At 69.6% G+C, this 24,473-nt stretch carries 21 protein-coding genes; 8 read left to right on the forward strand and 13 right to left on the reverse strand.

The annotated features are described in order from the left end of the window. Positions 1-64: 64 nt before the first annotated feature. A complete protein-coding gene (locus ACFWW9_RS21795) occupies positions 65-1,684 on the reverse strand; it encodes an ABC-F family ATP-binding cassette domain-containing protein (protein WP_390380671.1) in 1,620 nt (539 codons plus the stop codon). A 107-nt stretch (positions 1,685-1,791) separates the two neighbouring features. On the opposite strand from ACFWW9_RS21795, the gene ACFWW9_RS21800 reads away from it, so the two are divergent. Further along, positions 1,792-2,928, forward strand: a complete 1,137-nt coding sequence (locus ACFWW9_RS21800; protein ID WP_390380674.1) for a C39 family peptidase — start codon at positions 1,792-1,794, stop codon at positions 2,926-2,928. A 37-nt stretch (positions 2,929-2,965) separates the two neighbouring features. On the opposite strand, the gene ACFWW9_RS21805 is transcribed toward ACFWW9_RS21800, so the two are convergent. Continuing rightward, positions 2,966-3,208 (reverse strand): DUF3040 domain-containing protein, encoded by a 243-nt coding sequence (locus ACFWW9_RS21805; RefSeq protein WP_390380677.1) that lies wholly within the window; start codon positions 3,206-3,208, stop codon positions 2,966-2,968. 62 nt (positions 3,209-3,270) lie between these two features. Further along, positions 3,271-4,281, reverse strand: coding sequence for a cell division protein ZapE (zapE, locus tag ACFWW9_RS21810; RefSeq protein WP_390380680.1), 1,011 nt, complete (start codon positions 4,279-4,281; stop codon positions 3,271-3,273). Positions 4,282-4,339: 58 nt separating this feature from the next. Between zapE and ACFWW9_RS21815 the strand changes: the two genes are divergently transcribed. Further along, the gene (locus ACFWW9_RS21815) at positions 4,340-5,083 is read left to right on the forward strand and encodes a pyrimidine reductase family protein (RefSeq protein WP_390380776.1); all 744 of its coding nucleotides are present in this window, start codon (positions 4,340-4,342) and stop codon (positions 5,081-5,083) included. A gap of 18 nt (positions 5,084-5,101) precedes the next feature. Beyond that, positions 5,102-6,190 (forward strand): ATP-dependent DNA ligase, encoded by a 1,089-nt coding sequence (locus ACFWW9_RS21820; RefSeq protein WP_390380683.1) that lies wholly within the window; start codon positions 5,102-5,104, stop codon positions 6,188-6,190. Here the strand turns inward: ACFWW9_RS21820 and ACFWW9_RS21825 are convergent. Then, positions 6,177-7,085 (reverse strand): DMT family transporter, encoded by a 909-nt coding sequence (locus tag ACFWW9_RS21825; protein ID WP_390380779.1) that lies wholly within the window; start codon positions 7,083-7,085, stop codon positions 6,177-6,179. The genes ACFWW9_RS21820 and ACFWW9_RS21825 overlap by 14 nt on opposite strands. A gap of 188 nt (positions 7,086-7,273) precedes the next feature. Here ACFWW9_RS21825 and ACFWW9_RS21830 point away from each other — a divergent pair, with 188 nt between their 5' ends. Beyond that, positions 7,274-8,773: an alpha/beta fold hydrolase gene (locus ACFWW9_RS21830; protein WP_390380686.1), complete on the forward strand. Its 1,500-nt coding sequence runs from the start codon at positions 7,274-7,276 to the stop codon at positions 8,771-8,773. On the opposite strand, the gene ACFWW9_RS21835 is transcribed toward ACFWW9_RS21830, so the two are convergent. From ACFWW9_RS21835 to ACFWW9_RS21845, 3 genes are all read right to left on the reverse strand, one after another. Further along, the gene (locus tag ACFWW9_RS21835; RefSeq protein WP_390380688.1) at positions 8,774-9,310 is read right to left on the reverse strand and encodes a GNAT family N-acetyltransferase; all 537 of its coding nucleotides are present in this window, start codon (positions 9,308-9,310) and stop codon (positions 8,774-8,776) included. 786 nt (positions 9,311-10,096) lie between these two features. Further along, positions 10,097-13,708: a discoidin domain-containing protein gene (locus ACFWW9_RS21840; protein WP_390380691.1), complete on the reverse strand. Its 3,612-nt coding sequence runs from the start codon at positions 13,706-13,708 to the stop codon at positions 10,097-10,099. Between the two features lie 329 nt (positions 13,709-14,037). Next, a complete protein-coding gene (locus tag ACFWW9_RS21845) occupies positions 14,038-14,748 on the reverse strand; it encodes a TVP38/TMEM64 family protein (protein WP_390380694.1) in 711 nt (236 codons plus the stop codon). A gap of 432 nt (positions 14,749-15,180) precedes the next feature. On the opposite strand from ACFWW9_RS21845, the gene ACFWW9_RS21850 reads away from it, so the two are divergent. After that, positions 15,181-17,823, forward strand: coding sequence for a discoidin domain-containing protein (locus ACFWW9_RS21850; protein ID WP_390380697.1), 2,643 nt, complete (start codon positions 15,181-15,183; stop codon positions 17,821-17,823). Positions 17,824-17,889: 66 nt separating this feature from the next. On the opposite strand, the gene ACFWW9_RS21855 is transcribed toward ACFWW9_RS21850, so the two are convergent. Further along, complete coding sequence (locus tag ACFWW9_RS21855) at positions 17,890-18,855, reverse strand: hypothetical protein (protein WP_390380700.1); 966 nt, start codon at positions 18,853-18,855, stop codon at positions 17,890-17,892. A gap of 166 nt (positions 18,856-19,021) precedes the next feature. Here ACFWW9_RS21855 and ACFWW9_RS21860 point away from each other — a divergent pair, with 166 nt between their 5' ends. Then, positions 19,022-20,095, forward strand: a complete 1,074-nt coding sequence (locus ACFWW9_RS21860) for an ATP-dependent DNA ligase (protein WP_390380703.1) — start codon at positions 19,022-19,024, stop codon at positions 20,093-20,095. 10 nt (positions 20,096-20,105) lie between these two features. On the opposite strand, the gene ACFWW9_RS21865 is transcribed toward ACFWW9_RS21860, so the two are convergent. The 5 genes from ACFWW9_RS21865 to ACFWW9_RS21885 form a co-directional block, all read right to left on the reverse strand. Next, positions 20,106-20,372 carry a type II toxin-antitoxin system RelE/ParE family toxin gene (locus ACFWW9_RS21865; RefSeq protein WP_390380706.1) on the reverse strand — a complete coding sequence of 89 codons (267 nt, stop codon included), beginning with the start codon at positions 20,370-20,372 and terminating at the stop codon, positions 20,106-20,108. Next, on the reverse strand, positions 20,369-20,695 hold the full coding sequence (locus ACFWW9_RS21870; protein WP_390380709.1) for a type II toxin-antitoxin system prevent-host-death family antitoxin: 327 nt from the start codon (positions 20,693-20,695) through the stop codon (positions 20,369-20,371). Before ACFWW9_RS21870 ends, ACFWW9_RS21865 begins: the two co-directional genes overlap by 4 nt. A gap of 467 nt (positions 20,696-21,162) precedes the next feature. After that, on the reverse strand, positions 21,163-21,468 hold the full coding sequence (locus tag ACFWW9_RS21875) for a hypothetical protein (RefSeq protein WP_390380711.1): 306 nt from the start codon (positions 21,466-21,468) through the stop codon (positions 21,163-21,165). After that, positions 21,452-21,691 carry a DUF397 domain-containing protein gene (locus ACFWW9_RS21880; RefSeq protein ID WP_390380714.1) on the reverse strand — a complete coding sequence of 80 codons (240 nt, stop codon included), beginning with the start codon at positions 21,689-21,691 and terminating at the stop codon, positions 21,452-21,454. The genes ACFWW9_RS21875 and ACFWW9_RS21880 overlap by 17 nt, the downstream gene beginning before the upstream one ends. 121 nt (positions 21,692-21,812) lie before the next feature. After that, entirely contained in the window at positions 21,813-22,685 is an 873-nt protein-coding gene (locus tag ACFWW9_RS21885; protein ID WP_390380718.1) for a helix-turn-helix domain-containing protein, read from the reverse strand. Between the two features lie 230 nt (positions 22,686-22,915). On the opposite strand from ACFWW9_RS21885, the gene ACFWW9_RS21890 reads away from it, so the two are divergent. Continuing rightward, complete coding sequence (locus ACFWW9_RS21890) at positions 22,916-23,755, forward strand: SAM-dependent methyltransferase (protein WP_390380721.1); 840 nt, start codon at positions 22,916-22,918, stop codon at positions 23,753-23,755. A gap of 143 nt (positions 23,756-23,898) precedes the next feature. Continuing rightward, positions 23,899-24,459: a TetR/AcrR family transcriptional regulator gene (locus tag ACFWW9_RS21895; RefSeq protein WP_390380724.1), complete on the forward strand. Its 561-nt coding sequence runs from the start codon at positions 23,899-23,901 to the stop codon at positions 24,457-24,459. The last annotated feature ends 14 nt before the right edge of the window (positions 24,460-24,473 follow it).

The raw sequence follows: 24,473 nt of genomic DNA on the forward strand, positions 1-24,473 counted from the left end.
CACCCCGGAAATCGAAGCCTCCCGGTGACCACCTCAAACCCAGCGGCCACCGGAAGACCCAAGATCACCGAGCCCTCTGCACCCGAGCCTCGTCCCACACCGGCTCGGCAACTTCCACCACTTCCCCGTCCGACCGGAACAACAGGAACCGGTCGAACGACTTCGCGAACCACCGGTCGTGCGTCACCGCCACCACAGTCCCGGTGAACTCCTCCAACGCCCTCTGCAACGCCTCAGCCGAGTTCAGATCCAGGTTGTCCGTCGGCTCGTCCAGCAGCAGCAACGTCGACCCGGCCAGTTCCAGCAGCAACACCTGGAACCGAGCCTGCTGCCCACCCGACAGCGACTCGAACTTCTGGTCCCCGCTCTGCCCCAACCCGTACCGGGTCAGGATCGCCATCGCCGCGCCCCGGTCCTTCCCGGTCCGCGACCCCTCCCCGTGCCACAGGATGTCGACGAGGGTCTTCCCCACCCACTCCGGGTGCTGGTGGGTCTGCGCGAACAGCCCCGGCAGCACCCGCGACCCGGTCTTGCACACCCCGGTGTGAGCGACGTCCCCACCGCCGAGCAACCGCAGGAAGTGGCTCTTCCCGGACCCGTTGGACCCGAGCACAGCCACCCGGTCCCCGAAGAAGATCTCCGTGGAGAACGGCTTCATCAACCCGGTCAGCTCCAGCGCCTCGCAGGTCACCGCCCGCACAGCCGTTCGCCCGCCCCTCAACCGAGGGGTCACCTTCTCGTCGACTGGCAGCTCCGGCGGCGGCCCGGCCTCCTCGTACTTCTTCAGCTTCGCCGACATCACCCGGTACTTGGCCGCCATGACCTCGGAGATCGTCGCCTGGATCTGGAGCGTCCGCACCAGCTCCTTCAGCCGCTCGTGCTCCTCGTTCCACCGCTTGTGCAGTTCGAGCAGCCGGTCGATCCGCGCGGTCCGGGCCGCGTGCCACGTGCCGAAGGACCCGGCGTGCGTCCACGCGCTGTGCGCCTCGACCGTCACGACCTGGGTGGCCGCGATCGACAGCAGCTCCCGGTCGTGCGACACCAGCAGCACGCCCTTGTCCGTCTCGGCGAGCCGCTGCTCCAGCCACCGCTTGCCGGGCACGTCCAGGTAGTTGTCCGGCTCGTCGAGCAGCAGCACCTGCTCCTGGCCGCGCAGCAGCGCCTCCAGCACGAGCCGCTTCTGCTCGCCGCCGGACAGCGTCTTCACGTCCCGGAACCGCGCCCGGTCGTACGGCACGCCCAGCGCGGCCACGGTCACCGTGTCCCACAGGACCTCGATGTCGTACCCGCCGTGCTCGCCCCAGTTGTTGAGGGCGTTCGCGTACTTCATCTGGGTCGGCTCGTCGTCGGTCTCCATCAGCGCCAGCTCGGCCGCGTCCAGGTCGACGGCGGCTTTCCGCAGGCCCGGCGGGGCGACCGCCAGCAGCAGGTCGCGGACGCTGCTGTCGTCGCGGACGGATCCGACGAACTGGGGCATCACCCCGAGACCGCCCTGCACGCGGACGCTGCCCGTCGCCGGGGTCAGCTCACCCGACAGGATCCGCAGCAACGTGGTCTTCCCGACGCCGTTCGCGCCCACGAGCGCGACCACCGACCCGGTACCGACCTTGAACGACACATCGCGAAACAGCTCGCGTCCATCGGCTAGACGGAAGGCAAGACCATTCGCATCGAGGAAACCCACAGTGGGTCATCGTCGTCTGAGAGGGGTCACATGACCAAATCATTTGGTGTATCACCACGGCCTCGAGCGCCTCCGAGCAGGAGAGGCGCATCTACGGAGGGAGCTCGATGACCCGCATCGAGTCGGCTCGGCTGGTCGCGGCGCAGCTCGGCGTGCTGGCGACGCTGGGCGCGTTGCCGGACCTGCCGGGCGGACCGCGGCTGGACCGCGCACCGACGCCGGTGCACGACGTCAACGGCGACCTGCTGCTGTGGCGGATCGGGTCGAGCTGCGGCCGCGGCTACGTCGACGTCGCCGCGCACCCGAGGATGGGCGCGCCGCTGGTGGCGATCGCGCCCGAGGCCGTCTGGGAGCCGGAGATGCTGCTCGGCGAGGCCCGCAGCCTCGACGTCGAGCACGACGAGCTGCGGTTCGTCGCCTACAGCTTCCCGAAGCTGGCCGTGCTGTTCCTGCTCGACGGCGTCGAGGTCGCGCTGCGCGAGCTGCACACGTGGGAGCAGGTGCCCGAGGTCCGTGCGGACCTGAGCGAGCCGCCCGGCGAGTTCGAGCGCTGGTCGTTCCTGGACGAGCAGACCCCGGAGGCCCGGCACCTGCGCGAGGAGCGGTACCGGCAGCAGGTCGAGGCGCTGACGCACCTGGCGAACGTGCTGCACGTCGACGAGCCGGTGGTGCGGCGGTTCGACCGCAAGATCGTCGAGCAGGTGCTGAAGCCGAGGGTGGACGCGCTGGAGCTGCACTACTCGCACAGCTTCGCCGACCAGTCGAGCTGCCTCGGCCTGGTCGGGCAGGAGACGAACCGGTGGAGCGCGGCGGCCAGCACGCAGATGATCCTGGACTTCTACCGCTACCGCTACGACCAGGAGCGGCTCGCCGACGAGCTGGGGCTGGGCACGGAGGAGCACCCGGTGGGGCTGCCCGCGAGCCGGGACTTCGACGTGGTGACGGCGTTGGAGAGCCTCACCGGCAAGTCGCTGTCCGCGGCGCTGTCGACGTCGCCGTCGTTCGCCGAGTACCGCTCGGAGATCCGCGCGAACCGGCCGGTGATCAGCTTCATCCCCGGCCACTGCCGGGTCGTCGCGGGCTACACGCGCACGAGTTCGCTGCTGCTCATCGGGGCCAGCTTCGCCGCGTTGCAGGTCAACGACCCGTGGCCGCCCAGAGCAGGCGTCGTGACGAGGTGGGAGAACGTCGACACGATCGTGTGCCGGAGCACGGTGACGGCGAAGGTGACGCTGATCCCGTAGAGGTGGCCGGCGCCACGGCGAAGGTGGCGCCGACGCCTCAGCGCCAGGTGGTGCCGCGGAGGAGGAGCAGCACCGAGACCATGCCGAAGCAGCCGAGCGCCGCGCCGATCACGCCCAGGCACAGGAGGCCGACGCCGATCACGCCGAACACGATCGCCAGGACCGTCGTGGGCATGGGGCGGGCCCGCCCGACGGCGAGTCTGTTGTCCAGCAGGGGGTCGTCGAGGCGGAACTGGTGCTCGATCTGGTCCAGTGACCGCCGCTCGAATTCACTCAGCATCGGGGCTCCTCCACATGCTCCAGGCATGGGGTGAATACCCGGTTTTCGCCGCCTCAACCCTTTTATCGGCGGGAAAGCGCGACCAGCCGGGAGACGGCCCGCAGGTACTTCTTGCGGTACCCGCCGCGGAGCATCTCGTCGGTGAACAGCTCCGACAGCGGCCGTCCCGACACGGCCACCGGCACGTCCCGGTCGTAGAGCCGGTCGCCCAGCGCGACCAGCCGCAACGCGACGGACTGGTCGTCCGCGGGCCGCACGCCGCGCAGGTGCACGGCCGCGACGCCGTCGACCAGCCTGCCGTAGCGCGACGGGTGGATCTTCGCGAGCCGGGCGCACAGGGCGTCGAAGTCGTCCAGCGTCGAGCCGGGGGTGGCCTCCGCGCTGGCGGTCAGCTCGTCGTCGGTCATCGGGTCGGGCGCGTCGGGCAGGCCGCGGTGCCGGTAGTCCGGGCCGTCGACCCGCACCACGTCGAACCGGGCCGACATGGCTTGGATCTCGCGCAGGAACTCGTGGGCGGCGAACCGGCCCTCGCCGAGCTTGTCCGGCAGCGTGTTGGAGGTCGCGGCGACGAACACGCCCGCCTCGGTCAGCTCCTTGATCAGCCTGCTGACCAGCGTGGTGTCGCCGGGGTCGTCCAGCTCGAACTCGTCGATCGCCAGCAGCCGGTGCCCGGACAGCCGCCGCACGGCCTCGCCGAACCCGAGCACGCCGACCAGGTTCGTCAGCTCCACGAACGTGCCGTACGCCTTGGGCCCCGGCACGGCGTGCCAGATCGAGGCGAGCAGGTGGGTCTTGCCGACGCCGAACCCGCCGTCGAGGTACAGGCCGAGCTTGCCGTCCGGCGCGGCCTTCCGGCCGAGCAGCGACCCGAGCCAGCCGCCGCCGGAGTCCTTGGCGACCCGCTTCGCGAACGCCGCGCACGCCGTCACGGCCGCCGCCTGGCTGGGCTCGTCCCGGTTGGGCACGTACGTCTCGAACCGCACGTCGTCGAACCGGGGCGGCGGGACCAGGGAGTTCACCAGTTCGTCCGCTTCGATCCGGGGATCTCGGTCGGCCAGGCGCGGGGCGGACATGTGCCAAGGGTATCGGCGCCCGAACGGCGTGACCTCGGAGTGTGTTGGGATGAACTCCATGCAGATCCTGTGGCCCCCGCGCGACGGCGAGATCACCGACGCGGAACTGGAGCGGGCCTACGACTACCCCGCCGACCTGGACCGCCCGTGGGTGCAGGTGAACTTCGTGTCCAGTGTGGACGGGGCCGTGGCGGTGGACGGCCAGTCCGCCGGGCTGGGCAACCCGGCGGACAAGAAGGTGTTCGCGCTCGGCCGCGACCTGGCGGACGTGGTGCTGGTCGGCGCGGGCACGGCGAAGTCGGAGCGCTACCACGGGATCAAGGCGGGCGAGGTGCGCGCGGAGCGCCGGGCGCGGCTCGGGCTCGCGCCGATCCCGCCGATCGCCGTGGTGACCGCCCGCGGCTCGATCACCCCGGACTCCCCCCTGCTGACCGACTCGACCGTGCGGCCGATCGTGATCACCACGTCGTCGGCCCCCGCCGACCGCCGGGCCGCGCTCGCCGACGCGGGCGCGGACGTCGTCGTCGCGGGCGAGACCGAGGTGGACCTGGCGGTCGCGTTGCGCGCGCTGGGCGAGCGCGGGCTGCTGCGGGTGAACTGCGAGGGCGGGCCGACGCTGTTCGGCGACCTGATCGCCGCGGACCTGGTGGACGAGCTGTGCGTGACGATCGCGCCGAAGCTCGTCGGCGGCGAGGCGGGCCGGATCGCGCACGGCGCCGTGGCGCCGCCGCGGGACATGGCGCTCGTGTCGGCCCTGCACTACGAGTCGGCGCTGCTGCTGCGCTACCAGCGCGTGCGCTGACCAGCCGCGAGGGGCAGGATGGCGCCCGTGCCGCTACCGCTGACCCCGCCGTTGCAGCCGATGCTCGCGACCGCGGTGGACGAGATCCCCACGGGCAAGGACCTGCTGTTCGAGCCGAAGTGGGACGGCTTCCGCTGCCTGGTGTTCCGCGACGGCGACGACGTGGTGCTCCAGTCGCGCAGCGGGAAGCCCCTGAACAGGTACTTCCCCGAGGTCGTCGAGGCGCTGAAGCGCACGCTGCCCACCCGGATCGTGCTGGACGGCGAACTGGTGGTCGCCAAGGACGACCGGCTGGACTTCGACGCGCTGGCCGAGCGCATCCACCCGGCCGCCAGCCGGGTGACGCTGCTGGCCGAGTCGATGCCCGCCGCCTACGTGGCGTTCGACGTGCTCGCGGTCGGCGACGACGTGCTGCTGGAACGGCCGTGCACCGAGCGCCGCGACGTCCTGTTGGCGCTGCTCAAGCCGGGTGACGGGCTGTACCTGACGCCCGCGACGACCAACGTGGAGCTGGCGCGGCAGTGGTTCGAGCTGTTCGAGGGCGCCGGGCTGGACGGCGTGATCGGCAAGCCCGCTGCCTCGGAGTACACGCCGGGCAAACGCTCGATGATCAAGGTCAAGCACGCCAGGACGGCCGACTGCGTGGTCGCGGGGCTGCGCTGGCACAAGGACACCGAGCCGGGCACCGCCGTGGGCTCGCTGCTGCTCGGCCTGCACGACGACCGGGGCGTGCTGCACCACATCGGCGTCGTCGGGTCGTTCAAGGCGGCCCGCCGTCGCGAACTGGCCGACGAGCTGAGCGACCTGATCACCGAAGACGACCACCCGTGGCTCGGGCCGGACGCCGAGGACGGCCGCAGGCTGCCGGGCGCGATCAACCGGTGGCGCGGCGAGCACGCGTCGTGGATCGCGCTGCGGCCCGAGCGGGTGCTGGAGATCTCCTACACGCAGACCGAGGGCGCGCACCCGGCCCGGCTGCGGCACAACGGCCAGTTCAGCCGGTGGCGGCCGGACCGCGAGGCCGACTCGTGCCGCTACGACCAGCTCGACCAGCCCGCGCGCTACGACGTGGACTCGGTGCTGCGCGGCGAGGTCAAGCCTGCTTAGCGGTCCGGGTCGCGCCCGCGGAGGCGAGCACCACGCAGCACACGGCGACCCACTGCGTCGGCCGCAGCGCCTCGTGCAGCACGACCAGGCCGACGAGCGCGGCCATCGCGGGTTCGAGGCTCATCAGGATGCCGAACACCCGAGGCGGGATGCGGCGCAGCGCCTCCAGCTCCAGCGAGTGCGGCACCACCGTCGACAGCAGCGCCACGCCGAGGCCTGCCAGCAGCACCAGCGGGTCGAGCAGCACCGGACCGAGGTCGCCGACGCCGAACGGGAGCACCACCAGCGCGGCGAACACCATCGCGAGCGCGAGCCCCTGCCCGTCGGTGGACTGGCTGCCCAGCGAGGCCGCGACCAGGATGTACGTCGCCCAGCAGACGCCCGCGAGCAGCGCGAACAGCACCCCGGTCCACACCAGGCCGCCGTCGGACCTCGTCAGCAGCAGCACCCCGCCCGCGGCCAGCAGCGCCCACAGGCCGTCGACCCACCGGCGTGACCCGACCACCGCGACGGCGAGCGGGCCGAGGAACTCGATCGTCACCGCCGCGCCGAGCGGGATGCGTTCGATCGCCTGGTAGAAGAGCAGGTTCATCGACCCGAGCACCACGCCGTAGCCGAGGACGGTGAGCAGCATCCGCTTGCCGATCCGCACCGAGGGCCGCCAGAGCAGCACCAGCACGACGGCCGCGAACGCGAGCCGCAGCGCGACCGTGCCGGACGTGCCCGCGAGGGCGAACAGGTGCTTCGCCAGCGCCGCGCCGACCTGGATGCTGACGATCCCCAGCAGCACCAGCGCCGTGGGCGGCACCGCCCCCGCCACGCGGGCCGCCGCCGCGAACGGCCCCGACCCCCCTGTCGACCGCCCCGACGTCGGACCTGCTTGCGCCATCACCACGTCCGCCATCCTGCCCGTCCGAAGAGGATTCCCGCACGCCGGTATCCACTGGTCGGGACCGGCCGCTCACCGAAGTCTCACCTGGCTCGTGCGACCCTTCTGCCCAGTCCGGTCAGCCGCCCGCCGAGAGCGAGGAACCTCCAGTGCCGCGTCGGCGCCACGCCGCCCTTTTGCTTCCGCTCGTGGTGATGACCGCACTGAGCGCGTGCAGCGCGGGCCCCTCCATCCGCCCGGTGATCGCCGTCCGCGGCGACAGCGGCCCGCCCAGCGCGGCCGCGCCGTCCGGCACCCAGCCCGTGCCGGACCTGGAGGAGATCAAGGGCAGCCTCAACTGGACCGAGTGCACGGACCCCACGATGCTGCGGATGGGTTCCACGGCCCCGCAGACGTCGATGACCTTCCAGTGCGCCCGGTTCGCGTCGGTGCTGGACGCCCCGAGCAGGCCGGGCCGCGGCACCATCAGCATCTCCGTCCTCAAGGCGGGCACCGGCAAGAGCCCGCTGGTGGTCCTCAGCGACGCCGACGGCGAACCCGGCACCCTCAAGGCCGCCCGCCTCGCCGCGTCACTGCCACCCGAGGTGCTGACCACGTTCAGCCTCATCGGCGTGGACCGCAGGGGCACCGGCAAGTCCGACGGCGTCCAGTGCGTCCCCTCCTCGGCCAGGCTGGACATCGTCGAGTTCGACCCGGCCAACACCGACAACGCCGCCCTGCGCAGCGCCATCACCACCGCCAGCCAGGAATGCGTCCTGGACCTGGAGAACCGCCTGACGGCCATGGACTCGTGGCGCGCGGCGGCCGACCTCGACAAGCTGCGCGACCTCATGGGCGTCAGCACCTTGAACGCCATCGGCGTGGGCGACGGCGCCAAGGTCCTCACCCTGTACTCCAGCCGCTACCCCACCCGCATCGGCCGCATGGTCTTCGACGGAGCCCCGGACCCGACCCTCGACGCCATCGGCGCCGCAGAGGCGAAAGCGGTGGCGGCGGAAGCCACCTTCGACGCCTTCGCCAAGGACTGCATCGCCAGGAACTGCGCCCTCGGCGCCACCCCCAAAGCCGAACTGGTAGCCCTGCTCGACAAGGTCCGCACCAGCCCAGGCCGTTCACTCGGTCTCTCCCTCACCCCCGGCACCACCGTGCAAGCGGTCCTCCTGGGCTTGGCCGACCGCTCCCGCTGGCCCGCACTGGCAGACGCCCTGGTGGCCGCGAAGTCCGGCGACAGCACCGGCCTCACCTCCCTGGTGGAGCCGCTGGTGGCCGACGTCAACGAAAACCCCCCACGCCTGGACGCCACCCTCGTCACAGGCTGCAACGACACGGCCATGCGCATCCCTCCGGACAGGGTCACCGTCCTGACGAAGGACTGGCGCGACAAGCACCCCCTGTTCGGCGCCTTCTACGCCCACAGACTCCTCCTGTGCGCTTCTTTCCCAGTCCCCACACCGTTGAAGGTCCCCCCGCTGGTGGGCGCACCCCCGATGCTCGTCCTCAGCACCGCGACCGACCCGATCACCCCACAACAGGGCACCGAACGCGCGGCAGGCGCACTGCCGGCAGGCGTGGTCGTGGGCTGGCAGGGCGGCGGCCACGGCGCACTCGGCCTCTCCCAGTGCGCGACCACGGCGACGGCAGACTTCCTGATCAACGCCAAGGTCCCGGCGAACGGCACCGTCTGCCCCCCGTGATCAGGGCCGGAGCGCTGCGTACAGATACATGTCCCGGCGCGTACCCGCGATCTCCTGGTACCCCTTGAGCAGCCCTTCCCGCTGGTAGCCCGCCTTTTCGGCGGTCCTGGTCGAGCCGGTGTTCCACGGCTCGATGTACAGCTCGATGCGGTGGAGGGCGGGGATCGTCCAGGCGAACGCGGTGACCGCTTTCAGTGCGTCACGGGCGACGCCTCTCCCTCGGTGCTTCGGCGAGACGGAGTACCCGACGGAGGCCCGTCCGGCGTCCAGGTTCCGCAGCCAGAGTCCGGTGCTGCCGATGGCGGTGTTGGTTGTTGCGTCGGCGATGGCGAACGAGAACCCTGCGCCTTCTGCGAGGCGACCGCGTTGGCGGGTGATCCAGGCGAGGGCTTGGTCGTGGGTCGGGAATGCCGGGAGGGTTCCGACGAGCGGGATGTACGGGTCCGCGCCGCACTCGATGGCGAGGTGGACGTCGTCGTCGGTGAACTCCCGGAGGAGCACGGGTCCGAACGCCGGGGGCGTCGTGGGCCAGTCCATGGGTGCTCCTCACGTCGTGGTCCGGCTTCGACTTCCAGCATGGCCGGTCAGCGGCTTCGATTTCCAGCCCGCTGTGTCCGATTTGATTTGGGGCCCCTAGATTTGCCCCTTGATCGGGCCAAAAGGCAGTGCCCCAAAGCCCTGCCCGATCTCCAATTTTAAGGGGCAAATCCCCCAAATAAAATCGGACACGAACCAACCAGCCAGGCCAAGCAGGTAGGCAATCGGCTCTCAAGCCTGCTGCCGCAGGCAACCCTGCGCCGTCGACGGACAGCAGGCCTGCCGCAGGCAACCCTGCGCCCTCAACCCCCGTAGGCCTGCCGCAGGCAACCTTACGATCTGAACCACCGCTAGCTGCCTGCCGCAGGCAACCTGAAACTGTGGCACCGCAGGTTCGGCTCTCACCACCTGGCCACATCGGCAGCCGTGGCCAGCGGGCCCCCGGCCCCAACGAGACCCCGTGACCAACCCAGCCCACATCTAAATTGCACCGATCGGAACTGCTCTCTCTATCTTCCGGCCCCCGGCCGGCACTCGCACCGAGCACCAACCGGACCGTGCCGGCAGGTTCTTTTAACCCCCACCCCGGCCGGCCCCCGGTTGTTTTTGCGCCCCCACCCTCTTTCGCTTTGTCAAGGCGTCTTTCCAGCCTTGACAAAGCGAAAGAGGGTGGGATAATCGGCGCAACCGGGGGTTAGCCCCAATCCCCAAACCCATCAAAACAACGACCGGCCGATGTCCCCTTTGACACCGACCGGCCGCCGCCTATCCCCTACCAACTACCCCCTAGTTACGCACGATCGTAAACGTAGAAGTAGTGTTCTTCACATCCTGCGCATTGTTGCTCAACCGCAGGTTCGTGAACGTAGCCGTGCCCACAGCCGGCCCCTGCCCAGGCTCAGCCGACTCGTTGGCCCAAATCCCAAACCCGGACTTGGCGTCATAAGCATCGCCACTCTTCTTCGCCCCGCTGATCGACACGTTTGTAAAGATCGTGTCCTTCACCGGGAACTGAGCAGTGTTCCCGACGTAGTTCGTCTGGAACATCACCCCGCTGTAAGTCGGATCCACAATATCCACGTCACTGATCCGAATCCCCTGGAACACCTTCGACGCCGAGAAGATCCAAATACCAGGGAACGTCTGCCCGTTCCAGAAGTGCCCACCAGCCCGCACGATCGAGATGTTCTCGAACTTCGTCGGCGGGTCGGCCCCGAACCCGTTCATCGGGTACCCGAAGTCCAGCGAGCTGATCGTGATCCCGGCGTACACCAGCGTGTCCGCGATGTAGATGTTCCGGAACGTGTTCGCGTACCCGCCGTACACAGCCACACCAGCGGCCCGCCACGTCAACGTGGTGGACAGGTTCTCGTACACGTTGTCCTTCTCATCCGCCCCACCCGCGTCAATAGCGGAGAACAACGCGAACGAGTCGTCACCGGTAGCACGAGCATCGTTGTTGATCACATGGTTGTTAGTACTGCCGTTCGTCATGTTCACACCATCAGCGAACAGGTTCCGAATCCGCGAGTTCTTGATCGTCACGAAGTCGGTGTTGGCACCCCAGTAGAGGCACACCATGTGCTCCACCCAGATGTTGTCGATCTCCATGTTCGCCACGTTGGAGAAGTCGAACACCTTCCCCGGCCCGTCGATCCGCGACGTGTAGTTCCCGAAGTAGGCGAACCCGGAGAACGTGGACCCGTTCGCCGTCCCCTCCGCCCGGAACCCGACGTCCGTGTTGTCCTGCGTGGTGGGAGCCTGGAACTTGGTGAACCAGGGCCCGGCACCGACGACCTTCACGGCCTTCCCGTACACCTGGAACTTGCTGGCCGTCTGGTACGTGCCCGCGGGCAGGTACACGCCGACCAACGTCCCGGTGGTGTCCATCCGCACCCGGTCCAGCGCGTTCTGCACGTCCTGGTGCCCGAACCCGGTCGGCACGGCGTACTTCGCCGGATCCGGGTTCGCGATCGCCGTGACCTGCTCGGTGTTGATGAAGTCGATCGCGTAGTTCGTCGTGTTCGCGGCGTCCTTCTGCAACCGGATCTTGTGCCCGGCGGCCACGGTCGAGTTCAGCATGATGCTGGCCTCGTCGTAGATGTGCCGAGCCTCGCCACCGGGCGAGTTCCCCGGCCCGGCCTCAGGCCCGTACAACCACGCGTACTTCGACGTCAACGGCAACGCCTTGTGGAAGACCCCGTCGACGTACACGTTGATCGTCGCGTCGATACCCCCACCACCGGCCGAGTCCGGGATGGAGAACCGCGTCACCAACGAGTTCGTGCTCGCCTTCGTGGTGAACTCGACATAACTCCCGGTCGAGTTCAACGTCACGGCCTTCCGCCCGGACGCCTCACCCGCGAGGTCACCGATCTTCCGGTTCGGCCCGACCACGACCGCGCCACCACCAACAGCGGCGTCCTCGGCCTCCAGCATGTCGTAAGGCATGTTCGCCCCACGCCCGACGAAGAACGGCTGCTCACTGGTGTTGTTCGGCTGCTTCACCGGCAACTCGTTGGCGTCGTTGGCCAGCACCACCTTGACGGTGTACTTCCCGTTGACCGCCGTCCAGTTCCCCAGCGACACCGGCGACGTGGTCGCCCCAGCGGCGATAGCCCCGCTGTAAGACCCGGTCAAAGTCTGCACAACAGCCCCGGTGGTCGTGTTGACCACCTGAAGGGAAATCCCGTGCGCGCCCCCGGCAGAAGCCACCGTCCCCTGGTTCTTGATCGCCACCGAGAACGCCACCGCGTTACCAGCCGCAGGGTTGTTGGGCGTCCACCCGACACTCGCGACCAGGTCCGAGCTGGCCACCGGCGTCACGACCAGCGTCGACCCGGTGAAGCTGTTGTTCGTCTCGTTGGACTCGATGACGACGTTGCCCTCGTCCACCTTCGCGCTCAACGGGTAGCTACCAGCGTTGCGCGTCCCGACGTTTGCGGTGACGGTCGCCGAAGCCCCAGCCGCCAACGCACCCACGTTCGCGGTACCGGCCTTCGTGTCCCCGAGGTAGAAGTTGACGTTCGTGGCCCCGGAAGCGACAGCCCCCGCGTTCCGCACCACGGCCGACAACGTCACCGCGTCCGTCTCCACCGGCGCGGCAGGCGACCAGGAGGCACCCGTGATCGTCAGGTCCGGGTTCGGCGCGGGCACGCCGATGACCTGGAACTCGGCCACCTGCCCCGCCGGAGCACCGGTGTTGGACGTGATCCGCAGCTGGACGTCGGCCAGCGCCGCACCACCCACCGGGATCGTCACGATGTTGCTCGACGACGGGTTGAACACGTAGTTCGCCGCCGACACCACGTTGCTGAACCCGGACGCGCTCTGCTCGCGCCCCAGCACCTGGATGTTCTGCGTGCGCGTGCCCCACGAGCTGTCGGGGTTGAGCTTCACCACGACCGAGTCGACGGCCGCGTTCGCGCCGAGGCTCACCGCGAGGGTGTTCGGGTAGGAGCCGCCCGCGCCCTCCCAGTAGGTGGAGGTGCTGTTGTCGTTCGCGTTGGTCGCGACGAACGTGAACACCGACGAGGACGCCGTGATCGGCTTGCCCACGGCCAGGTTCGTGCCGCCGGGGCCGCCGGTCCCGGTGCGGGTCACCGTGTTGCTGTTCGCGGACTGGTTGCCCGCGGCGTCCTTGGCCCGCACGTAGTAGGCGACCGTGGAGGTGCCCGGCTGCGTGTCGGTGTAGGTGAGGACGTTGCCCGCGACGCTGGTCCGCAGGACGTTGTTGGCGTAGACGTCGTAGCCCGTCACGCCGACGTTGTCGGTGGAGGCGCTCCACGCCAGCCGGATCTGGCCGGTGCCGGGCTCGGTGAACGAGAGGCCGGACGGCGCGGAGGGCGCCTGCGTGTCACCGCTCGTGGGCCCGTAGACCTCGAACTCGGACAGCTGCCCCGCGGGCCACCCGGTGTTCGCCGTGATGTTCAGGCGCACGTACCGGATGGTGGTCGCGGCGATGTCGATCGTCACGGTGTTGCCGCTGGACGGGGTGAACACGTACCCCTTGGACGGGGCCAGGTCGGAGAACGCGCTGCCGTTGGTGCTGCCCTGCACGGAGAGGGTCTGCGTCCGGGTCTCCCAGCCCGTCGGCAGCTTCAGCACGACCTTGTTGGTGGCGACCGAGGAGCCGAGGTCGGCCTGGATCCACTGCGGGAACGCGTTGCTGTTGCTTTCCCAATAAGTGGCCTGGTTGCCGTCGTTCACGTTGGCCGCGGGGTACTCGCCGTGAGCGCTGCTGGCGGAGACGGAGACGGCGGAGGCGGCGAGCCGGGCGCCCAGGGCGTTGGCCTGGGCTGGCGCCGCGTTCGCCGGGAGGCCCGGCCCGGCGAGCAGCACGAGGCTGCTCGCGAGCAACGCGGCGGTGAGCCGCGTGATCAGGCTTGTGGTTCTCATTGCGGTCCTCTCTACAGGGAGCGGGTATGGCAAAGAGACCCCTTGGACAGGCCGGCGGGAGGGCTGCCGGTCAGGGGCAGGGGGTGACCGGTCGTCGGGGGATGGATGGCTGTCCAGGCGGAATTACGAAGCTCTGCGAGTAATTTCCAAGATCATGCAACTTTTTTGCGTCGAGTTGGGCAAGAGTTACAGACGCGCTACAGCTACGTCAACGGTTCGGCGACCGTCGGGTTACTCCTCGCGCAGGGCGACAACCGTTCGGCCCAACGGAAACGGCCGAACGGCAGGGGGACGGGCGGGGAGGGAGGACCGGATTCCCGGTCAGCCGGTCACGCGATCTCTTGCGGTGACGGGGCCGGTGGTGGTTCGACACGCTTCGTCACGCGCCGGGCGACCACCGCGCCGACGACCGTCAGCACGACGAGCGCGCCGATGGACAGCAGGAAGGCTGGCGACGACGGGTGCTCGGCGGTACCGCCGAGGGCGGTGTAGACGATCATGCCGGGCGTGATGCCCAGTCCCGTGCCGAGGAGGAACCCGCGCAGCGGGAGGCTGGTCACCGCGAGCACGTAGTTCAGCAGGGCGAAGGGGCCCAGCGGGAGGAGCCGGAGCACGAACACGGTCGCCGCGCCGTAGCGGTCCAGCAGGGCGTTGACCTTCGCCATCCGCCCGCCCGCCAGGCTCTCGACGGCGTCCTTCGACAGCCCGCGACCGACGAGGAACGACCCCGCGGCCCCGAGCATCGCGCCCGCCCACACGACGGGGATGCCGAGCACCGGGCCGAACAGCACCCCGGCGACCGCGCACAGCAGGGAGGCGGGCAGGAACCCCATGATCGCCACGGCGCAGAGCACGACGAACACCACCGGCCCGAGGACGCCGAGGTCCGCGACCCACGCCTTCGCCACGTCCACGGCGTCGAGCCCGTGGGTCAGCGCCAGGACGACGGCCGTTCCCAGGAACACGGCCAGCAGCACGAGCCGCGGCCAGGGAGAGCGGAGCAGGCGCTCGACGCTCGTCCGGTCGACCTCGGTCCGCACGACGACTTCCCTTCCTCCGACCACGTCCGATGCTAGCCGGGACCGGTACCGGCGCGAGCGTGACGCGCGTCCCCCGGACGACTGGGAAACCGGTTCGGCATAACACAAAACGGCGTCACGATCCGACAACTCCGGACCCGCCTCGGACGAGGCCGCACCCCCGTTCGCCCCAACGGGATCGCGCCGTTCGGAGCACCGGCTGGACCGGTCCAGGAAACTTGGGAGAGACCCTTGACGACCCACATTTCGGGGATGTTAACTCCACCACAATACCCATGGAACCGGTTCCGGGACCGGTTCCACCGCTTCGAGAGAGCGCTCTCCCAGTAGGACCTGGCCGACCGTGGCGACCACGCAGGCCGGTCGTCACGCGCCCAAAACCCTGCCCCTGACCGGGCTCCAGGCCGTCTCCCCTTTCCGACAGGCAGGAACATGAGACTCGCTGTCGCGTCATCACCGTCCCCCCGCCGCCGCTCCCTGCGCAGGCTGTCCGTGCTCGTCGTCGCCACGGCGACGCTGCTCGGCGCCCTCTCCACCACCGACTCCGCGCCCTCCGCGAACGCCGCGCCCGTCCTGCTGTCGCAGGGCAAGACCGTCACCGCGTCGTCCACCGAGAACGCGGGCACGCCCGCCTCCGCCGCCGTCGACGGCAACGCCGGGACCCGCTGGTCCAGCGCCGCCGCCGACCCGCAGTGGCTCCAGGTCGACCTCGGGTCCACGGCCACCGTGAACCAGGTCGTCCTCAACTGGGAAGCCGCCTACGCGCGGTCGTTCCAGATCCAGACCTCCGCCAACGCCTCGGACTGGACGTCGATCTACACGACGACCACCGGCACGGGCGGTGCGCAGACCCTGGACGTGACTGGCACAGGCCGTTACGTCCGGGTGCTCGGCACCGCCCGTGCCACCGCCTACGGCTACTCGCTGTGGGAGTTCCAGGTCCTCGGCACCCAGGGCACCACGGCGCCCACCTGCGGCACGGCGAACGTGGCGCAGAACAAGACCGCCACGGCGTCCTCGACCGAGAACGCGGGCACGCCCGCCTCGGCCGCCGTCGACGGCAACGCGGGCACCCGCTGGGCCAGCGCCGCGAGCGACCCCCAGTCGCTCCAGGTCGACCTCGGCTCATCTCAACAGGTGTGCCGCGTCGGGTTGAACTGGGAAGCCGCGTACGGCAAGTCGTTCCAGATCCAGGTCTCGGACAACGCGTCGCAGTGGACCACGGTCTACTCGACGACGACCGGAACTGGCGGAAACCAGACATTGGACGTCACCGGCACTGGCCGTTACGTGCGCGTGTTGGGTACGGTTCGCGGAACCAACTACGGCTATTCCCTCTGGGAGTTCACGGTGAACACCGTCGGTGGCACCGTGGACGTGCCCGTGCCCGACATCCGCAACCCCGACCTGGGCCCGAACGTGTCGGTGTTCAGCCCGAGCACGCCCGCGGGTGACATCCAGGCGAAGCTGACGGCCGTCGCGAACCAGCAGCACACCAACCAGTTCGGCCCCGAGCGCTACGCGCTGCTGTTCAAGCCGGGCACCTACAACGCCGACGTCAACCTGGGCTTCTACACCCAGGTCGCCGGTCTGGGCCTCTCGCCGGACGACGTCAACCTCAACGGCCACGTGCGCGTCGAGGCGGACTGGCTCCAGCAGGGCGACAACCCGAACAACAAGGGCAACGCGACGCAGAACTTCTGGCGCTCCGCCGAGAACCTCTCGGTGACGCTGCCCGCCGGGCAGATCGAGCGCTGGGCCGTGTCGCAGGCCGCGCCGTACCGCCGCATGCACCTCCGCGGCCAGGCGCAGCTGTGGAACGGCGGCGACGGCTGGGCGTCGGGCGGCTTCATCGCCGACTCGCGCATCGACGGCGTCATCGAGTCCGGCTCGCAGCAGCAGTTCTACACCCGCAACAGCGACCTCAACGGCGGCTGGTCGGGCTCGGTGTGGAACATGGTGTTCCAGGGGACGAACGGCGCTCCGCCGCAGCACTTCCCGAACCCGTCGCACACCACCATCGACCAGACCCCGCAGGTCCGCGAGAAGCCGTTCCTCTACGTCAACGGCGCGGGCGAGTACAACGTCTTCGTCCCGGCGCTGCGCACCAACTCGCGCGGCACCACGTGGGGCAACGGCGCGCCGGCGGGCAACTCCATCTCGCTGAGCCAGTTCTACATCGTGAAGCCGGGCACCCCGACGGCCACGATCAACACCGCGCTGGCCGCGGGCCGGAACCTGCTGTTCACCCCCGGCATCCACCACCTCAGCGAGTCCATCAAGGTGACCCGCGCGGACACCGTCGTGCTCGGCCTCGGCCTGGCCACGCTGATGCCCGACAACGGCTCCGCGGCCCTCCAGGTGTCCGATGTGGACGGTGTGAAGCTCGGTGGCCTGCTGATCGACGCCGGCCCGGTCAACTCGCCGGTGCTCGTCGAGATCGGCGCGGCGGGCTCCTCGGCCAACCACGCCGCCAACCCGACGTCGCTGCACGACGTGTTCATCCGCATCGGCGGCACGGGCACGCTCGGGCGGGCCTCGGTCAGCCTGCGGGTCAACAGCAACAACGTGATCGGCGACCACATGTGGCTGTGGCGCGCGGACCACGGCGCCAACGTCGGCTGGACGCAGAACACCGCGGCCAACGGACTCGTGGTCAACGGCAACGACGTGACCATGTACGGCCTGTTCGTCGAGCACTACCAGGAGTACCAGACGATCTGGAACGGCAACGGCGGCAAGACGTACTTCTACCAGAACGAACTCCCCTACGACCCGCCGAACAACGCCTCGTGGAGCAGCGGCGGCGGCAACCAGGGCTGGGCGGCGTACAAGGTGGCCGACTCGGTGACCACGCACCAGGCGTGGGGGCTGGGCAGCTACGCGTTCTTCCAGACGAACCCGGCCGTCGTGGCCAGTCGAGGGTTCGAGGCGCCGAACAAGCCGGGCGTGCAGTTCCGCGACCTGGTGGCGGTGTCGCTCGGCGGCGTCGGCACGATCACCAACGTCATCAACAACGTGGGTGCGACCGCCAACCTCGCCAACCAGATCAGCTACGTGGTCAGCTACCCGTAGCGGCTGGTCGAACGGAACGCCGCGGTATCCGCTCCTTGGATCCCGCGGCGTTCCGCGTTCCGGGGGTTATTCGCAGCCGATGCCGTCGTTGTCGCTGTCGAGCTTGTAGATGTCCGTGCCGATCACCGTCACCGGGCCCTTGACGTAGGCCGGGCCGTTGCCGGAGCCTCCCGCGCAGTCCACGTCGGACGCGATCGGGACGCAGCCGGAGTAGTTGGGGTCGCAGGTCGAGGCGGGCGCGGGTTCCGGGGCGGGCGGCGGCACGACCACCGGAGCCGGTGCGGGAGCAGGGGCGGGTTTTTCGACCGTCGTCGTGGTCGTGGTCGGCGGCACGGTCGTGGTGGTCGTGGTGGTCGTCGTCGTGGTGGTCGTGGTCGTCGTGGTGGTGGGCGCGGCCTTGGTCGTCGTGGTGACGATGGCGGCGGCGGCCTTGGTCGTGGTGGCGGAGGTGGAGACCTCGGCGGCGGTGTTCGTCGACTTCGGCGGTTTGGTGCCGCTGTTGGCGACGCCGATGACCACCAGGAGGCCGACCACGGCGGCGACGATCATCACCGGCTTGCGGTTCGCCTTGTGCCTGGGCTGCAACGGGATCACCTGGGCCATCGGCGCTCCGACGGGCGCGTAGGTCTGCGTGGCGGGGCCCGGCGCGGGCAGCGGGACGACGCCGTTGCCGTCGCGGGGCAGGCGCAGCACGACCTCCAGGCCGCGCGTGCCGCGTTGCACGACGGCGCTGCACCCCGGACGGCCCCCTCGGGCGGTGACCTGGGCGACGAGCGGGGCGTAGCGGCGGGACATCAGGTGGGTCAGCTCCCCCACGCGCTGCCCGTCGAGGAGGACCTCGATCCCGCGTTCGCCGCGGTACTTGCCGGACGCGATCGTGCACCACGCCAGCTCCACGGCGACGTGCCGCTCCTGACCGTCGGTGACGGTGTAGCGGGCGAGCGCGAGCTGGTGGTGCTCCTCGCGCGTGACCGTGACGGACACCTCGGCGTCCAACTTCACCAAGCCTGCCGACGAGTTCTCGATCACCATGCGCTCCAGGGGGCTGAACGGTTGTATGCCTCACCATCGGCGCTCCCGGCCCATCGTTACCGTCAGCTACGAACGGGTCACGGTTGCCCCGGACGGGTAACGGAGGGGCGCGGGATCCCGATCCGTTCGCCCGGTGCGGGCCCCGGAGTCGGCCTACCCTCCACGGGTGGACCTCCCCGTGATGCCGCCGGTCAAGCCGATGCTCGCGCGAGCCGTGCACGAGGTGCCCGTCGCCGAGGGCCTGGTGTACGAGCCGAAGTGGGACGGGTTCCGCTGCGTGGTGTTCCGCGACGGCGACGAGCTCGAACTCGGCTCCCGCAACGACCGCCCGCTGACCCGGTACTTCCCCGAACTGGTCGAGCTGCTGAAGGCCGTGCTGCCCGAGCGGTGCGTGGTCGACGGCGAGATCGTGCTGGTCACCGGGGCGGGCCTGGACTTCGACACCCTCCAGCTGCGCCTGCACCCGGCCGCGTCACGGGTGCGGAAGCTGGCCGAGGAGACGCCCGCCAGCTTCGTCGCGTTCGACCTGCTGGCGCTCGGCGAGCGCGACCTGACCGGCGAGCCGTTCTCGGTCCGGCGAGCGCTGCTCGCGGACGTGGTCGACGGCGAACTGGCCCGCGTGCACCTGACGCCGATCACCGACGACCCGGCCGTGGCGCGCGACTGGTTCACCCGGTTCGAGGGCGCGGGGTTCGACGGCGTGATGGCGAAGCCGGACGTGCCGTACGAGCAGGACAAGCGGGTGATGTGGAAGGTGAAGCACGAGCGGACCGCCGACTGCGTCGTCGCCGGGTTCCGGTGGCACAAGGACGGCTTCGGCGTGGGGTCGCTGCTGCTCGGCCTCTACGACGGCGAGGGCGTCCTGCACCACGTCGGCGTCGCGAGCAGCTTCACCGCCGCGCGCAGGCGCGACCTCGTGGAGGAGCTGGAACCGTTGCGGCACAACGCCCTCGACGGCCACCCATGGCGTTCCTGGGCCGAGGCGCAAAGCCAGGAGCAGGGCAGGATGCCCGGCGGCCAGAGCCGCTGGAGCGCGGGCAAGGACCTGTCGTGGGAACCGCTGCGCCCGGAGTGGGTAGCGGAGGTCCGCTACGAGCACGTGTCCGGCGGCCGCTTCCGCCACATGAGCCGCCTGACCCGCTTCCGCCCGGACCGCACCCCCGACTCGTGCACCTACGCCCAACTCGAGGTCGTCGCCCCGGCCGAACTGGCAACCCTGTTCGGCACACCGAAGGCCTGATCAACCGGGATCACAGGTCTCGGTAGATCTCGCTCCGGTGCCCGAGGTCGACAACGAGGACGACGAGCTTCCCGTCGTGGATCTCGTAGACCACGCGGTAGTCACCGACCCGGATCCGGTGCAGCCCCGCGCTTCCCTTCAACGCGATGGCTCCGTGCGGTCGCGGATCGCGCGCGAGACCGTCGAACGCGGACTGGAGGCGACGCCGAACGGGCTTGTCGAGCTTGAGCAAGGTCTTCAACGCGGAAGGGACGATCTGAACGTCGTACGGACTCACCGCTCGTCGCCCGAGGTCTCATCGGCGTCCGCGGACTCCAACACGACCAAGGCCTGCTCCCACGGGATCGGCTGTTCGCCCGCCGCCTCCATGTCGCGTTTGGCCTGAGCGGCACGAGCGGACCAGTACGCGTCCTCCATCTCGCCCAGGTGCTCGGCGACGTCGGCGGACACCAGGGCGCCGACGCGGCGGCCGTGCCGGGTCAGGAAGACGACTTCACCTTCGCGCACGTGCTCGTCGAGCAGTTGGGGAAGCGTTCCGCGGGCATCCGAAAGGGGCACATCGATCTCACCGTGCGAGTCGTGCGGCCGCGAAGCAGTCATGTACACAATGTACGTAAGTTACCAAGTGCGCGTAAGAGGCAAGAATCGTGTCATACCCACGACCTGCCGGGGGATTGCGGCGCCGGTGAGCGCTCGAGCCCACCAACCCACCGGCGCCGCTGGTGGGAACGTCCTCCTGTGCGGCGCTGGGCCGCGGGCACTTCCACCACATCGCCGCGGTCGGACGGTGGCTGCCCCTCGGAGCCACCGGCGCGACCGCTCCAACACCGGGATCGGGCCCGGCGAAAACCTCGTGGCCACCGGCCCGCTACGGGCGGGAGGTGGCCGATGGTCGGCCCCACGCTGCCGGGCGGACCGCCGACGGGCGGGTCCGGCCGTGGTGTTCCGGTCTGGTCAGGCACGGGGTGCGACGGGCGTCGCGCACGACTGCCGCGTCGACCACGCAGGTGTCGACCGGTGTTCCGGTCATCGCACGATCCGCCACGGTGCCCATCACAGCAGACGGGTCAGGCGATCCTGTCGTCCGGGAGTTCCAAGAGCTCCTCGAGGACCGAACACGCGGGTCCGCGCCTGCGCCACGAGAACCTGGTCGGGGCCAGGACGTTCTGCTCGTCGGCGGGCATCCGGGTCGCCACCGCGTCGTCCTCGGTGTGCAGCCTGACCACGTCGATCACGTTGTCGTGCGCCCGTACGCCCACGACGGCGGCGAGTTCGCCGCGCGCGTCGGTGGGGTGCAGGAACTGGAACCCGCGCGAGATCAGCTCACGCAGCCGGACTTCGGCCCTGGCCGCCGTGTCAACGGACGAGGTCATCGAATTCGCCGTCCTTGGCCCCGGCCAGGAAGGCCGAGATCTCGGCGCGGGTGTACACCAGCGCGGGTCCGTCCGGGAAGCGGGAGTTGCGCACGGCCACGTCCCCACCGGCCAGCGCGCTCACCTCCACGCAGTTGCCCAGCGCACCGCTGTAGCTGCTCTTCGTCCACGCCGTCCCGACGAGCTGCGCGGCTGACATTCCGTTGCGGATCTCGCTCACCACGACACCACCTTCAAGAAGCCACAGGAGTGCATCTGCACGTGCATCTGACTGAGCACAGACGGTAGCACCCCGTGACGCACGGGTAAATGCACGTGCAGATGCGCGGTCTACCCCGATCGGGTTAAATTTCCGCGCGGGCCTTCGCCAGCATCTGGCGGGTGCGATCCGGGGTCACGGCGTCCACCGTCAGCCGGTCGAACGCGCGGCTGTACAGCTCGACCTCGTCGCGTTTGTCCAGGTAGAGGGCACCGGCGAGGTGTTCGATGTACACCAGGTCCGGCAGCTCCGGCTCACCGAAGCGGAGCATCGTGAAGGGGCTCTCGGCGGCGTACCCGCTGAGCGCGAACGGCACGACCTGAAGGGTGATCTGCGGCTGCTTGGTCAGCTCGAGCAGGTGGTCCAACTGGCCCATCATGATCTCGCGTCCGCCGATGGGCCTGCGCAGCACCGACTCGTCGATCACGGCCCACAGGCGGGGCGCGCCGGGGCGGTGGAGGATCTTCTGGCGGCTCATCCGCAGGCCCACGCGGCGCTCCACGTCCGGGCCCGCCGAGTCCGGCCTGCCGTGGCTGGCGATGGCCCGCGCGTAGTCCTCGGTCTGCATGAGTCCGGGCAGGAACTGGAGCTCGTAGGTGAGGATGCGGGTCGCCGCCTCCTCCAGCCCGACGAAGTCCTGGAACCAGTCCGGCATGAGGTCGTTGAAGCGGTGCCACCAGCCCGGTTGGTTCGAGCGCTTGACCATCTCGAGGAACGTGTCGCGCTCCGTCTGGTCGGTGACGCCGTACATCGTGAGGAGGTCCGAGACGTCGCGCTCCTTGAGCCCGACGCGGCCCAGCTCGAGCCTGCTGATCTTCGACTCGGAGCCCCTGATGGAGTAGCCGGCGTCGGCGCGGGTGATGTCCGCGGCCTCGCGCAGCCTGCGCAGCTGGGCGCCGAGCACGATCCGCAGAGCGGTCGGTCCACCGGATGAGGCAGCGGGATCCACCGTGGTCATAACCGTCCTCCTGCGTTTCCCGGCACGTGCGCCCACCCGTGACGGCCGGTCCACCCGAACAGCGGTTGCGCTCAGTGAAGGCGTGGCAGGCCGGTCACTGAACGTACACCGAGTGGCCCCAAGGTCAACTTCGTGCCTGATGCTCGCACTTCGAGCCCATATGCTTACGCTAGGTGCACTGTGATCTGGTGCACAAACTCCCCCGATAACAACGCTCTGTGAGGCCTGCCATGCCCGGTAGCACCGCCCCGTCGTCGGACGTTGCCGCACCCGTCTACATCGACACGACCAAGGCGAGCATCGCCAGGGTCTATGACGCCTTCCTGCACGGGAAGGACAACTACGAGATCGACCGCGAGGTCCTCCGGCGCGTGCAGCGGGTCGCCCCCGAAGCGGCCACGCTGGCGTGGGACAACCGGGCGTTCCTGATCCGGGCGAGCCGGTTCATCGCCAGCCAGACGGGCATCACCCAGTACCTGGACTGCGGCTCGGGCCTGCCGACGGCCGAGAACACCCACCAGGTCGTGCAGCGCCTCCAGCCCGAGGCGAAGGTCGTCTACGTCGACAACGACCCGGTGGTCCTGGCGCACGGCCGGGCACTGCTGGAGGAGAACGACCAGACCCACTTCACCGCCGAGGACATCTTCGAGCCGGAGAAGATCCTGGCCAACGAGGTCGTGACCAAGCACATCGACTTCTCCCAGCCGGTGGCGCTGTTCCAGCTCGGCACGTTCCACCACTACAACGGCGAGCGCACCCCCGCGGACATCATGAAGACCTACGTCGACGCGCTGCCCTCCGGCTCGTACGTCGCGTTGTCGCACTTCTACGACCCGCAGACCCCGGAGCACAGCGAGGTCGCCCGGCGCATGGAGGACACCTTCCTGCACAGCCCGATGGGCACGGGCCTGTTCCGCACGCGGGACGAGATCCTGGAGATGTTCCCCGGCCTGGAGCTGATCGACCCCGGTCTCACGCTGTGCGCCGACTGGTGGCCGGACGGTCCCCGGATCAAGCCGCTCGACCAGGTGTCGCACTGCATCGTCGGTGCCGTCGGCCGCAAGCCGTAGTACGTCCTGACAGTTTTGGGCAACACGATCGGGTGATTTTGGTTAACCCGTTCGGCGGCTCGCGGGTGTCCTTCGGCGGTGGGGGACACCCGCGCGACCACTCCCGCTTGACTCCTCGCGGTTGTAAGTGTTCACTCACATACATGCCACTGACCGACACGCCCCGCTCCACCGCCGACGCCCGTCGCACGACGGTCGTCGCCAAGGCGGTGTCGGTGTTCGGCCGCGGCGGCTACCACGCGACGCCGGTCACCGACGTCGCCGTCGCCGCGGGCATCTCCCAGGCGTACGTGCTCCGCCTGTTCGGCGGCAAGCTCGGCCTGTTCACCGCCGCGCTCGACCGCTGCTACCTGCTGATCCGCGAAGCCCTCGCCCGAGGCGCGGAGCAGGCCTCCGGCGTTACACCCGTCGAGGTCCTCGAGGTGATGGGCGACGCCTACGCCGCCCTGATCGCCGACCGCGACCTGCTCATGCTCCAGATCCACGCGCAGAGCGCCGCCGACGTCCCGGAGATCCGCGAGGCGCTGCGCCGCGGGTACGCCTCCGTCGTCGAGACGGCGCGGGAGCTGTCCGGCGGCACCGACGAGGAGGTGCAGCGGTTCATCGCGTTCGGCCAGCTCTGCCACCTGATCGTCGCCGCCGAACTCGACTCCGTCGACGCGGGCTGGGCCCGCGTCCTCACCGCGGGCATGCGCCACCCCTGATTTCCACACCCCGC

This window comes from Umezawaea sp. NPDC059074, assembly GCF_042738955.1.
In the GTDB taxonomy this organism is placed as follows: Bacteria; Actinomycetota; Actinomycetes; order Mycobacteriales; family Pseudonocardiaceae; genus Umezawaea.

Excerpts from the sequence above, each read along its gene's own strand:
- ACFWW9_RS21815 (WP_390380776.1), top strand. The coding sequence starts at position 4,340 with ATGCAGATCCTGTGGCCCCCGCGCGACGGCGAGATCACCGACGCGGAA.
- ACFWW9_RS21870 (WP_390380709.1), bottom strand. The coding sequence starts at position 20,695 with ATGACTGCTTCGCGGCCGCACGACTCGCACGGTGAGATCGATGTGCCC.
- ACFWW9_RS21890 (WP_390380721.1), top strand. The coding sequence starts at position 22,916 with ATGCCCGGTAGCACCGCCCCGTCGTCGGACGTTGCCGCACCCGTCTAC.
- ACFWW9_RS21835 (WP_390380688.1), bottom strand. The coding sequence starts at position 9,310 with ATGGACTGGCCCACGACGCCCCCGGCGTTCGGACCCGTGCTCCTCCGG.
- ACFWW9_RS21800 (WP_390380674.1), top strand. The coding sequence starts at position 1,792 with ATGACCCGCATCGAGTCGGCTCGGCTGGTCGCGGCGCAGCTCGGCGTG.
- ACFWW9_RS21855 (WP_390380700.1), bottom strand. The coding sequence starts at position 18,855 with ATGGTGATCGAGAACTCGTCGGCAGGCTTGGTGAAGTTGGACGCCGAG.
- ACFWW9_RS21840 (WP_390380691.1), bottom strand. The coding sequence starts at position 13,708 with ATGAGAACCACAAGCCTGATCACGCGGCTCACCGCCGCGTTGCTCGCG.
- ACFWW9_RS21850 (WP_390380697.1), top strand. The coding sequence starts at position 15,181 with ATGAGACTCGCTGTCGCGTCATCACCGTCCCCCCGCCGCCGCTCCCTG.
- zapE (WP_390380680.1), bottom strand. The coding sequence starts at position 4,281 with ATGTCCGCCCCGCGCCTGGCCGACCGAGATCCCCGGATCGAAGCGGAC.
- ACFWW9_RS21805 (WP_390380677.1), bottom strand. The coding sequence starts at position 3,208 with ATGCTGAGTGAATTCGAGCGGCGGTCACTGGACCAGATCGAGCACCAG.
- ACFWW9_RS21820 (WP_390380683.1), top strand. The coding sequence starts at position 5,102 with ATGGCGCCCGTGCCGCTACCGCTGACCCCGCCGTTGCAGCCGATGCTC.
- ACFWW9_RS21830 (WP_390380686.1), top strand. The coding sequence starts at position 7,274 with ATGACCGCACTGAGCGCGTGCAGCGCGGGCCCCTCCATCCGCCCGGTG.
- ACFWW9_RS21875 (WP_390380711.1), bottom strand. The coding sequence starts at position 21,468 with ATGACCTCGTCCGTTGACACGGCGGCCAGGGCCGAAGTCCGGCTGCGT.
- ACFWW9_RS21895 (WP_390380724.1), top strand. The coding sequence starts at position 23,899 with ATGCCACTGACCGACACGCCCCGCTCCACCGCCGACGCCCGTCGCACG.
- ACFWW9_RS21885 (WP_390380718.1), bottom strand. The coding sequence starts at position 22,685 with ATGACCACGGTGGATCCCGCTGCCTCATCCGGTGGACCGACCGCTCTG.